The sequence below is a fragment of the Pseudomonas sp. TE3786 genome, from assembly GCF_054057335.1.
Genome location: NZ_JBSRZF010000018.1, coordinates 25,260 through 37,272, shown reverse-complemented (window position 1 = coordinate 37,272; position 12,013 = coordinate 25,260). Strand labels below are relative to the sequence as shown.

The 12,013-nt window shown below is 63.1% G+C and carries 8 protein-coding genes; 2 read left to right on the top strand and 6 right to left on the bottom strand.

All coding sequences use genetic code 11. From position 1 onward, the window contains the following. Nucleotides 1-27: 27 nt before the first annotated feature. The 6 genes from ACVW0Y_RS18575 to ACVW0Y_RS18550 all read right to left on the bottom strand — a co-directional run bounded on the left by ACVW0Y_RS18575 (nt 28) and on the right by ACVW0Y_RS18550 (nt 6,548). Complete coding sequence (locus ACVW0Y_RS18575) at nt 28-2,220, bottom strand: ATP-binding protein (RefSeq protein WP_457440286.1); 2,193 nt, start codon at nt 2,218-2,220, stop codon at nt 28-30. Then, a complete protein-coding gene (locus tag ACVW0Y_RS18570; RefSeq protein ID WP_457440284.1) occupies nt 2,217-3,434 on the bottom strand; it encodes a hypothetical protein in 1,218 nt (405 codons plus the stop codon). Before ACVW0Y_RS18570 ends, ACVW0Y_RS18575 begins: the two co-directional genes overlap by 4 nt. Before the next feature lie 69 nt (nt 3,435-3,503). Then, nucleotides 3,504-3,941: a hypothetical protein gene (locus ACVW0Y_RS18565; RefSeq protein ID WP_457440282.1), complete on the bottom strand. Its 438-nt coding sequence runs from the start codon at nt 3,939-3,941 to the stop codon at nt 3,504-3,506. Next, nucleotides 3,935-4,759 (bottom strand): hypothetical protein, encoded by an 825-nt coding sequence (locus ACVW0Y_RS18560; RefSeq protein WP_457440280.1) that lies wholly within the window; start codon nt 4,757-4,759, stop codon nt 3,935-3,937. Before ACVW0Y_RS18560 ends, ACVW0Y_RS18565 begins: the two co-directional genes overlap by 7 nt. Nucleotides 4,760-4,910: 151 nt before the next feature. Beyond that, complete coding sequence (locus tag ACVW0Y_RS18555) at nt 4,911-5,831, bottom strand: hypothetical protein (protein WP_457440278.1); 921 nt, start codon at nt 5,829-5,831, stop codon at nt 4,911-4,913. Nucleotides 5,832-5,870: 39 nt separating this feature from the next. Next, nucleotides 5,871-6,548 carry a hypothetical protein gene (locus ACVW0Y_RS18550; RefSeq protein ID WP_457440276.1) on the bottom strand — a complete coding sequence of 226 codons (678 nt, stop codon included), beginning with the start codon at nt 6,546-6,548 and terminating at the stop codon, nt 5,871-5,873. A gap of 319 nt (nt 6,549-6,867) precedes the next feature. Here ACVW0Y_RS18550 and metH point away from each other — a divergent pair, with 319 nt between their 5' ends. Both metH and ACVW0Y_RS18540 read left to right on the top strand, forming a co-directional pair. Then, on the top strand, nt 6,868-10,578 hold the full coding sequence (gene metH / locus ACVW0Y_RS18545; RefSeq protein WP_457440274.1) for a methionine synthase: 3,711 nt from the start codon (nt 6,868-6,870) through the stop codon (nt 10,576-10,578). Nucleotides 10,579-10,704: 126 nt separating this feature from the next. After that, complete coding sequence (locus ACVW0Y_RS18540) at nt 10,705-11,973, top strand: leucine-rich repeat-containing protein kinase family protein (RefSeq protein WP_457440272.1); 1,269 nt, start codon at nt 10,705-10,707, stop codon at nt 11,971-11,973. Nucleotides 11,974-12,013 lie beyond the last annotated feature (40 nt).

Here is a 12,013-nt window from a genome sequence, read left to right as displayed (position 1 = left end):
GAATCAGCGGTTTGTCCAGTGGTGAGTTCAGCCACTTGACCCTCCGTCTACCGCCCGGGTCGGCGGCTTGCCGGCCTGCAGTTCCTGGCGCAAAAACAGCTCCAACTCCGCCGGTTCGAACTGCAACGCGAACAATGGCATGGCAAAGCGGTACAGGCTCTGTTCGCGGCGCAGGACAAAGGCCAGCACCAGGCGTTGCAGGGCGCGATTGAGGGCGTCCATGTCGACGCGTTGCCGCTGGTTTGCAAACAACGCCACCAGTTCCTGCAGGCTGGTCTGGCCGTGGCAGGCGGTGTGGTAGACCACGATGCGGTCCAGGCGGCAGGCGTCTTCGTCGTGGCTCAAGCGGCCCCACCCGGCCAGGGCGTCTTGCACGGCTTGCGAGCTCAGGGCCTGTTGCAGGTGGTGGCGGCCAATGGCCCGTTCGCCCGGCTGCAAGGCCTCCAGGCATTCCTGGCAAATGATCGCCACCAGGTTGGCGCGCTGGCCGCTGGCTTCAACCACTTCGTCGACCAAGGCATTGCTGGCAAAGCCAAGGCGCAGGTGTTTGAGCGGCACGCTGGCCAGCTCGCGGCAGGCATCGGGCTCCAGGCCGCCGATGGTCAGTACTTCGCCGAAGTTGCGCAGTGGCGATTGGTAGTCGAGTACGGCGGTGGCGTAAAGGTCCCAGAAGCCGGCGAGCATAAACCAGCAACGGCCCTCTTCACTCAGGGCGCGCAAGGTGGAGAGCTGGCGGTAACCGTTATTCGATTCGTCACGGAAGAACAGGTCGGCCTCGTCGATCAGCAGAAATACGCGCTTGCCGACATGGCTGGCGACTATATGGGCCAGCACCTGCTCCAGCGCGGTTTCTGCCGGCAAACCGAATTGCAGGGCCAGACGCGGTGCCAGCCGGTGGTCGCGCAGGGAGATGTAGTGGCAGGCAATCTGTGGGTGTTCCACCAGACGTCGTTGCACGGCTTTGAGCAGGCTGCTTTTGCCCAGCTGTCGACCGCCCACCACCAGGTAATTGGCCGGTTCACGGTTGAGCACCCGGGCCAGCAGTTGCGCCCGGCCGAAGAACGAGCCTGCGCGCACCACGCCGCCACGGGTCTGGTAGGGCGAAATGCGCGTGACCTTGAGTTGCGCGGCCAGCAGGCGCAGGAGCACGTCCAGTGGTTTGGCGGCCAGCAGCCATTCACTCTGGCTGGCTTCATCCACCGCCACGTAAAGGTTGGCAGCGTCCTGGCAGAAATCGCTCAGCGCTTCGGCGTCTGCCACGGGCAACACCAGCATCACGTCGAGGCCGGTTTGCATGCCGCGCAGGTGCTGCACCAGCATGTCGTCGACCAGGCCATCTTCCGGCACATACACCAGGCAGCGGTCCAGGCTGACTGGCAGCTCGGCGCTGAAACGCCACTCGTACACACGGCCCGGCAGGGTCCAGCCGCTGCTGGCTTGGCATTTGGCGCCCACGCGCAGGGCCAGGGCAGCTACCCGTTGCGCGCCGTCGCCACCCGCCAGGTCCAGGGCGCGCTGCCAGTTACTGGCACTGACGCCGGCGGCCAGCAGGGTGTTTTTCTTGCGGCCCATCAGGCGCAGCAAGCGGTCCAGCTTGGGTAGTTGGGAAATCGGCAGGCGCAGCAGGTTGTCAGGGCGCGATTGCACCGGCCCCAGCAAAGGGTGGCGCAGCAACAGCAGCACAGCGACGATCAACACCACCAGCACGCAAACAATCACGATAAAGCGCAACTCGGAGACGGTGGAATCGCCCACCGGCTCCTCGCTGCCGAAACGCTGGCAGCTGGGCAGCAAGGCTTTGTCCGGCACCGGCGGCTCGCCGGGCGAACAGGCGAACTGCGCGGTCTCCGGGTTCCAGTCCAGCACGATGCGCTTGCCGGCCAGGTCGCTGGTGAGTTTTTCGTCGTCGATATAGGTGGCGATCAGGCGAAACGGCTGCGGCGAGGTGACGGTCAGTAGGTTGCCGGTCAGCACGCGTGGCTGTAGTTCACTGATGTCGGTCGGCCACTCGCCACGGTCGGAGTAGTACTGGTGGATGCCAACACGCCACATGCCGATTTCTTGCCAGCCATTGAAGGCAATGGCATTGGTCAGGGCGCTGGAGCGCGTCACCGGGTTCAGGTTGGGCAGGATCAAGGCGCTGCCAATGGCATAGGTGATGAGGCCGATCACCACGATGCGGATGTAGGTGCGGTTGAGCAGCACGGCTTTGAGGTTCATCCCTCAGCCCCCGCTTCCACCACCTGCAACCCGGCCTGACGCACCACGTCGCAACGCCAATACAGGCGGGCGTTATCGCCCTGCCCGCGCACCGATACCAGGTTGCTCCAGAACAGGCGGCGCAGCTCCGGGTCGGCCAGGTAGGGTCTGGCGCGGCCCAGATCGTCGGCGGCCAGACGCTGGGCCAGCCGCTCGCGGGCCGCCGGCTCTTCCACCAGTGGCTGAAAGGCCTGCCACAAACGGGCGCTGCTGCATAAATGGGTATGCAGGGCCTGGCGCGAGGCGTCGTCCACCGCGGGGTATTCCACCAGCCATTGCAGCCCCTCCTCGGCCAGGGCCGGGTGTCCGCCGCAGCTTTGCAGCAGGTGTTCGAGCATCGCCGGGGCGAACTGCCGCTCGGGCCAGCGGCGCGCGGCCAGGCTGGCCAGATCCGCCAGGCCCAGCTCTGGCCAGTGGCTGACCTGGGCGATATTGAGCAACGACAGATCGCCGCTGCGGTATTTCAGATCGGCCAGACCTTCGCCGCCACACAGCAGCAGGTGCAGGTTGCCGCTGTGCATTTCGCTGAGGCTGCGCAGGATGCCGGCCAGGGTTTCGCGCAGCTGCGGCGTACCTTGCTCGAAGCGACTGACCAGGCAGAACAGGCGATTGCCAGCGAGCAGGCGCTGCTCCAGGGCGGCCTCGAACTCATAGTCAGAGGTCACCCCATCGAAGCCACATTGACGGCCCACGGCGGCGAAATAGTCGGCGCTGGCGGTACTCACGCTATAGGGCGGCTGGATATGCAGCACGGCAGCCTCGCCATACAAGGCTTTGGCGCGGGCCAGCAGCTCCAGACGAAACGGTGGCTGGCCCCAGTGCGCCTGGGACAGCAGCATGCTGATGGGGTACGGCGTCAGACGCTCGAGCTGGGCGAAGAGAGCGTCGATAAACGCGGCAAACGGGCTGCCCAGCGCCGGCTCGCCCTGCAAGGGAAACTCCCGTTCAAAACCGGCGGCACTGAACAGTCGGTTGGTTTCCGCCTCGGTCAGACGCAGGTACCCGGCGCAGGCCAGCAGCTTGTCGCGGGATTTCGGGTTGGGCAGTGACAGACCGTTGCGCCAGTTATTTACCGCTTCGCGGCTCAGGCCGATTTCACTGGCCACCCCCGAGGCGCTGGCGCGGATACGGCGCATATACAGAGTCAGCAGGGTCGAAAACGAATCAGCGTCCATCGCAGGCAATCCTTAAAACCGGCCACCGGGGTGGCGCGGCTACAACTAATGGCAATACGCGCAACGGGCTTACAGCGTTTGCACCAGAGCCCATGACTTCAACGCCACCAGACTCAAGGCTACCGCCAGAGGCGAAAGAAACAGCACGTGCACAAACGACATGACCGCCCAGCCGGGTTCCTCGTCATCCTCCTCGCTGGCGTTGGCATCGACCTCCTCCCCTTCCTCTTCATCGGCGCTATCGTCCTGGCGCAAATAGGCCACTAGAAACACCAAGGTCGCTACTCCGGCTGCGGCGGCCAGACCGAGAAAGGCGTAGCGCAACGCCGGTTGGCGCAGCTCATAGAAGTACAAGGCGAATACCAGGCCGACCAAGGGAAAGGTCACCAGCGCCGTGTAACGGAACAGGCTCAGGCCTTCGCCGTGGTCCGACCGGCACAGGTAACGGGCCACCAAGGCACCCCAGATAATCAGCACACCGCCCCACCACTCGATTTCGGTCAGCATGCGGGTTGCTCCTGTTCAGGGGTTTCGTCGGAATCGGCGTTGTCGTGGCTGTCGTTGTCGTCGGCGGTAAAAGGTTTGTTGGCCTGGGTGGCGTAATACAGCGGCAATACCACCGCCAACACCAGGCCCAGGCCGATCCACAGCCAGACGCCCTTGAACAACAGGACCGTCACCAGGGTAAACACAAACGCCTGCAATAGGCCCTTGGCCAGACCGCCCAACACCATCACCACCTGCACCACTTCCAGCGGGTTGCTGCCGGTTTCGCGGGAGACCTTGGCCAACTCGATAAAGGCCTGCACGGTTTCATCGCGCTGCTTGGCTTCACTCTTCTGCTCGGCCAACAGTTGCTTGAGGCTGGTGGGCTTGGCCACCTCAATGCACTCACCCTCGTCGGGCTCAGGCAATTGCCCATCCACCGCCCGGCCTGCTTCAGGCTCGGCCAGATAAAAAGCATCGCGGTTGACCAGCTTGCCGGCACTGAAGTGATAACGCTGGGTTTCGCCCACCTGGTCGTAGAACACCTCGACCACCGCCGCGCGCAGCGCGCCCTGGAACAACTGGCCGAGCAACTGCAGCGGCAAGGGCGCACTGGTGGAGGTGTCGAAATCGAGGCGGAGGAATTCGGGCTGGGCACTGAACTGCTGGTTGAACCAGTTTTCGGTCCAGAGTTCGTTCAGTTCGACGCCCAATTGCGCCTGGAACGGCGCGCTGCGTTCAGGCGCCTCGCGGCGCAGTTCCAGCAGGGCTCGCAACGCCGTTTCATGGCTGGTCTGATCGGCAAAAAATAACAACAGCTGATGGGAATTCTGCGACATGTTTCATTCCTTGAATGGGAAAACCACAACCCTGTAACGGTTGACAGCGGTGCCTGTCAGCCATGCGCGGGGCTATTAAATCAGATGCTTAGAGCACTAGTGGCACAACTTGTCGGGCTGGCCAGCACTGCAAGAAGAAGCGTGAAGCAGATCACACTTCAGCCAAACCCAGGCAGCTGGCCACTGCTGCCTGGCGACGCCGATCAATCCCCGGTAATGCGCCGATATCACTCGCCAAGGCCAGCAATGCCTGGGCAAAGGCGCGGCTCTCGGCGGCGGGTAAATGGGCCTCGAATACCTGGCGAATCACCAATAATTCAGCTGCGGCACTGCCCTTGCCGGCCTGCATATCGGCGGCCAGGGTCGACAGGTCATGGCTCAGTTGGCCGACCAGGCGGCTAAGCAAAGGATTGAGGTAGTTACCGGCAGTCGCCAATAGCCTCGCCAGGCCCGGCAGGCTGGCCTTATCCAGAGCGCCCTGGTTACCGGCCATCAGGCGGAACACCAGCAAGGGCGCGCGGCGCAGCAGTTGCAGTTCTTCTAGGGTGAAGTGGCCAGCGGGGTCGCAGTGCTGATCCATCTGTGGCTGGTAATGGCTGTGCCAGATCGCACTGCCCTGGGTATGGGCGGCCAGCCCCCTGAAGAAAAACTGACCGAGAATTTCCACCTGCTCACCGTCGAAACCCTGGCATTCGCTGAGCACCGGGTTGTGGACGGCAAAGCCTTTTTCATGCAGGCCACTGCGGTACGGCAACACATATTGCAGCTTGCAGTGCGGCGCGGCAGCAAAGCGCACATCGAGAATCAGGCAGGCGCTTTTGCCGCTGGCCGACTCACTACCCAGGGGCATGCAGCCATCCTTGATCAGCACCGCGCCGAGTTGGTTGCCGTGCAGGCTGGCCAGCCTGTGTTCGCCCTGCAGCGGGCCAGTGGCCAGGCGCTCCATGGAGCACTTGTCGTCGGTACCCAGATAGCCAACCAGGGGGATCAGGGCTTGGCCATCGCAGACACTCCAGATCGAGTGCGCGGCGCAGTAGCCGGCCATTTCCATGACTTTGGCGCTTTCTTGCATATCCGAATTTCCTTTAAGAAGTGAGGCGTGGCGAGCGGTTCAGGCCGCGCGCTGGGCCTTTTTCGTTTCGGCCTGCACATGCCACTGGGTGGCGGCCGGCACTATGTCGACGGCGGCTTCCAGGTAACTGGTCGCTGCGCCATGCAGGCGCACGCCGCTGCTATCCAGCTGCAACACCACCGGGCGAGCCGTGAACAGCAGCATCAGGCTGTCGTGGCCCTGGCTGTGCTGGGTAGCCAGAAGACGCTGGTGGTTACTCGCCGCGTTTGTGTGCGGGGTCGCCAGGCTGGTGGCGTGCAGGCGGTGCTGCCAGAGCAGCGAGGACAGGGCCTGCTCATCGGCCAGTTGGTAGAAATCGCTGTGCTGGCCATTGGCGCTGGCGACGATGACCTGACCCGGCAGGGCCAAGGCGCGGATCAGGGCCAGGTCCTGCTGATGGCGAGCCCGCAGCAGCTGCACGATGCGCTGCTGGTGGCGCTGCATCGAGCCGTCCGCAACGCAGGCCATACGCCGGTAAAAGCTGGCAAGGCGGTCGATTTCTTCGTCGTCGATACGTGCCAGACGCCAGCTGTGCAGGCTGTCGCACCGGCCGTTCCAGGCCAGCGAATTCCAGGCCACCCGCGCCTGACTGCGCACCGCCAGCGGCAACTGCTGATCGGCCAATAAGGCCAGTTGGCGGTCGCTCAGGGTGTCGCTCAATTTATCGTGACGATCCATTCCACATCCTCCTTGGCCAATCGGCTGAACTGGTTGCCATTGTTGGCCAAGGCTCCGGGAAGCGCAGTTCCGGAGTTGTCAGGTGCTGGGTGTGCGGCGGTGGACAGAACGTCAAGTGCTGAAGATCTACAACATCGCGGCTAAAGCCCCTCCGACATGGATGTGCGGTCTCCTGTGGGCGGCGCTTTAGCCGCGAATCCGGAAACGAGGGACATCGCCAACATGAGCCAGATTCATGTAAACCCATGGGGCGCTCCAGGCCGTTGCAGCTTTGCTATTATCGCGCCCACTTTATTTCGCGCTTTCTCAGGTACGTCCCATGTCCGATCGCCACGCTCGCCTCCAGTTGCTTCAGCAAGCCCTCAAGGAGCGCATCCTGATTCTCGACGGCGGCATGGGCACCATGATCCAGAGCTATCGCCTGGAGGAAGAGGATTACCGCGGCAAGCGCTTCGCCGATTGGCCGAGCGATGTAAAAGGCAACAACGACCTGCTGCTGCTCAGCCGTCCGGATGTGATTCAGGCCATCGAAAAGGCCTACCTGGATGCTGGTGCCGACATTCTGGAAACCAACACCTTCAACGCCACCCAGGTGTCCCAGGCCGACTACGGCATGGAAGCGCTGGTGTATGAGCTGAACGTTGAAGGCGCGCGCCTGGCCCGTGCAGTGGCCGATGCCAAGACCCTGGAAACCCCGGACCGTCCGCGCTTCGTCGCCGGCGTGCTCGGCCCTACCAGCCGCACCTGTTCGCTGTCGCCAGACGTCAACAACCCCGGTTTCCGTAACGTCACCTTCGACGAGTTGGTGGAGAACTACACCGAAGCCACCCGCGGCCTGATCGAGGGCGGCGCGGATATGATTCTGATCGAAACCATCTTCGATACCTTGAACGCCAAGGCGGCGATCTTCGCCGTGCAGGGTGTGTACGAAGAACTGGGCTTCGAGCTGCCGATCATGATTTCCGGCACCATCACCGACGCCTCCGGGCGCACCCTGTCCGGGCAAACCACCGAAGCGTTCTGGAACTCCATCAGCCACGCCAAGCCCATCTCGGTCGGCCTGAACTGCGCCCTGGGTGCCAAAGAGCTGCGCCCATATCTGGAGGAGTTGGCCAGCAAGGCCGACACCCATGTGTCCGCGCACCCCAACGCCGGCCTGCCGAACGAGTTCGGCGAGTACGACGAAAGCCCAGAAGCCATGGCCGTGGTGGTGGAAGAATTCGCCGCCTCCGGCTTCCTCAATATCATTGGCGGTTGCTGCGGCACCACGCCGGGCCATATCAAGGCGATTGCCGAGGCTGTGGCCAAGTACAAACCGCGGGTGATTCCGGATATTCCCAAGGCCTGCCGCCTGTCCGGCCTGGAGCCGTTCACCATCGACCGCCAGTCGCTGTTTGTGAACGTCGGTGAGCGCACCAATATCACCGGTAGCGCCAAGTTCGCCCGGCTGATCCGTGAAGACAACTACACCGAAGCCCTGGAAGTGGCCCTGCAGCAGGTGGAAGCCGGTGCCCAGGTGATCGACATCAACATGGACGAGGGCATGCTCGATTCGCAGAAGGCGATGGTCACCTTCCTCAATCTGATCGCCTCCGAGCCGGATATTTCCCGCGTGCCGATCATGATCGACTCCTCCAAGTGGGACGTGATCGAGGCCGGCCTGAAATGCATTCAGGGCAAGGGCATCGTCAACTCGATTTCCATGAAGGAAGGCGTCGAGCAATTCAAGCACCACGCCAAGCTGTGCAAGCGCTACGGCGCGGCCGTGGTGGTGATGGCCTTCGACGAGCTCGGCCAGGCCGACACCGAGCAGCGCAAGATCGAGATCTGCAAACGCTCCTACGACATTCTGGTGGATGAAGTCGGCTTCCCGCCGCAGGACATCATCTTCGACCCGAACATCTTTGCCGTGGCCACCGGCATCGAAGAGCACAACAACTACGCCGTCGACTTTATCAACGCCTGCGCCTATATCCGCGACAACCTGCCCTATGCGTTGAGCTCGGGCGGGGTGTCCAACGTGTCGTTCTCGTTCCGTGGCAACAACCCGGTGCGCGAGGCGATTCACTCGGTGTTCTTGTACTACGCGATCAAGAACGGCCTGACCATGGGCATCGTCAACGCCGGCCAATTGGAGATCTACGACCAGATCCCGCAAGAGCTGCGCGACCGCGTGGAAGACGTGGTGCTCAACCGCACCCCGCACGGCACCGACGCCCTGCTGGCGATTGCCGACAACTACAAAGGCGATGGCAGCGTCAAAGAAGCCGAGACCGAAGAGTGGCGTTCCTGGGGCGTCAACAAGCGCCTGGAACACGCGCTGGTCAAAGGCATCACCACCCATATCGTCGAAGACACCGAAGAAGCCCGCCAGCAATGCGCGCGGCCCATCGAAGTGATCGAAGGCCCGCTGATGGCCGGGATGAACGTGGTCGGCGACCTGTTTGGCGAAGGCAAGATGTTCCTTCCGCAGGTGGTGAAATCCGCCCGTGTGATGAAGCAGGCCGTGGCCCACCTGATTCCCTTTATCGAACTGGAAAAAGGCGATAAACCGGAAGCCAAGGGCAAGATCCTGATGGCCACGGTGAAAGGCGACGTACACGACATCGGCAAGAACATTGTCGGCGTGGTGCTCGGTTGCAACGGCTACGACATCGTCGACCTCGGCGTGATGGTGCCGGCAGAGAAGATTCTGCAAACCGCGATTGCCGAGAAGTGCGACATCATCGGCCTGTCCGGCCTGATCACGCCGTCGCTGGACGAGATGGTCCACGTCGCCCGCGAGATGCAGCGTCAGGGCTTTACCCTGCCGCTGATGATCGGTGGTGCCACCACCTCGAAAGCGCACACCGCGGTGAAGATCGAGCCCAAGTACCAGAACGATGCCGTGGTGTATGTCACCGACGCCTCGCGCGCCGTGGGCGTGGCTACCCAGTTGCTGTCCAAGGAACTGAAAGCCGGCTTCGTCGAAAGCACCCGTAAAGACTACGTGGAAGTACGCGAGCGCACCGCCAACCGCAGCGCCCGCACCGAGCGCCTGAGCTACCCCGCCGCCGTGGCGAAAAAGCCGCAGTTCGACTGGGCCAGCTACCAGCCCACCGTGCCGAGCTTTACCGGCGTAAAGGTGTTGGAAGATATCGACCTGAACGTGCTGGCCGAGTACATCGACTGGACGCCGTTCTTTATCTCCTGGGACCTGGCCGGCAAATTCCCGCGCATTCTCACCGATGAAGTGGTCGGCGAAGCAGCGACTGCGCTGTACAAAGATGCGCGCGAAATGCTCAGCAAACTGATCGACGAAAAGCTGATCCGCGCCCGCGCCGTGTTCGGCTTCTGGCCGGCCAACCAGGTGCAGGACGACGATATCGAACTGTACGGTGCCGACGGCCAGCCGCTGGCCAAATTGCACCACCTGCGCCAGCAGATCATCAAAACCGACGGCAAACCGAACTTCTCCCTGGCCGACTTCGTCGCGCCGAAAAGCAGCGGCGTGACCGACTATGTGGGCGGTTTTATCACCACCGCCGGCATCGGTGCCGAGGAAGTGGCCAAGGCCTATCAGGACGCTGGCGACGACTACAACTCGATCATGGTCAAAGCCCTCGCCGACCGCCTGGCCGAAGCCTGCGCCGAATGGCTGCACCAGCAGGTGCGCAAAACCCACTGGGGTTACGACCCGGAAGAAACCCTGAGCAACGACGAGCTGATCAAGGAAGCCTACAAAGGCATCCGCCCTGCCCCCGGCTACCCGGCCTGCCCGGACCACACCGAAAAAGGCACGCTGTTCGAGCTGCTCGACCCGGCGGCGCAGGAGCTCAAGGCGGGTGTCAGCGGCGTGTTCCTCACCGAGCACTACGCCATGTTCCCGGCGGCTGCGGTCAGCGGCTGGTACTTCGCGCACCCGCAGGCGCAGTACTTTGCCGTGGGCAAGGTGGATAAGGATCAGATCGACAGCTACACCGCGCGCAAGGGCCAGGACCTGGCGGTGACTGAGCGGTGGCTGGCACCGAACCTCGGCTACGACAACTGATCCGTCCCGGGGAGTAGGTTGGGTGGGTCCGCGCTCGGTGAGCCGGCGAAGCCCAACAAACGATCTCGAGATATGCACCCGCAGCCCGTTGGGCTTCGCTTCGCTCAACCCAACCTACGGCCACCTATGCATACCCTCGAACAACTGCGCCGTGGCGAACTGGCCGGCATCAAACGCCTGGACCTGTCCGGCGACTTGCGCGAATTCCCCGCGGAAATCTTCGACCTGGCCGACAGCCTCGAAGTGCTCAACCTCTCCGGCAACCAGCTCTGCGCCCTGCCCGCCGATCTGCCACGCCTGCACAAGCTCAAGGTGCTGTTCTGCTCGGACAACCCCTTTAGCGCAGTGCCGGAAGTACTGGGGGATTGCGCGCAGCTGGAAATGCTCGGTTTCAAGGCCAATCGCATCGCCCATGTGCCCGCGGCGTCACTGCCGACGCAGCTGCGCTGGCTGATCCTCAGCGACAACCAGGTGGCCGAACTGCCGGCGGCGCTTGGCGAACGTCCGCGCCTGCAAAAACTGATGCTGGCGGGCAATCGATTGAGCGCGTTGCCGGACAGCCTGAGTGCCTGCAGCAACCTGCAACTGCTGCGCATCGCCGCCAACCGCTTCGAACGGCTGCCCGATTGGCTGATGCAACTGCCGGCGCTGGCCTGGCTGGCGTTTGCTGGCAATCCGGTTAGCGATATCGCCGAACGTGCGGTACTGGCCAGCCATCCGATGGCGGCAATCCCCATGCACCAGATCCAGTTAGGCGAGGTTCTGGGCCAGGGTGCCTCGGGGATTATCCACGCGGCCCAATGGCAGGGCCGTGCCATGGCGGCGAAACTGTTTCGCGGCGAGGTCACCAGCGATGGCCTGCCCCATAGCGAAATGGCCGCGTGCATCGCAGCGGGCAACCACCCGCACCTGATTGGCCTGGCGGGGCCGCTGGACAGCACGCCGCCGGGGCTGTTGCTGGAGCGTATCAGTGCGGATTACCAGGTACTGGCCGGCCCGCCGTCACTGGCCAGCTGCACGCGGGATGTTTACACCGAGGGTCGCCGCTTTGCGCTGGAAGAAGCCTTGGCTATCGCCCGCGCCGTCGCTTCGGCCGTTGCCCACTTGCACAGCAATGGCATTCTGCACGGCGACCTGTATGGCCATAACCTGCTGGTGAACGACGCCGGGCAGTGCCTGCTGGGCGACTTTGGCGCAGCGTCGTTCTTCGACCCCGCAAGCGCCCACGGCCGAGCCCTGCAAGGCATCGAAGCGCGGGCGTTTGGCTGTTTGCTGGAAGAGTTGCTGGAGCGCTGTGAGGCGGTGCCGGAGCGGTTGCGGCAGGTGCAGCGAGCGTGTGTGGCGCACCAGGTGGAAGAGCGGCCGCTGTTTAGTGAGATTTATGCCGAGCTCTAAGAGCATCGCGGCTGACCGGAGCGCCGCGATGTTGTTGATC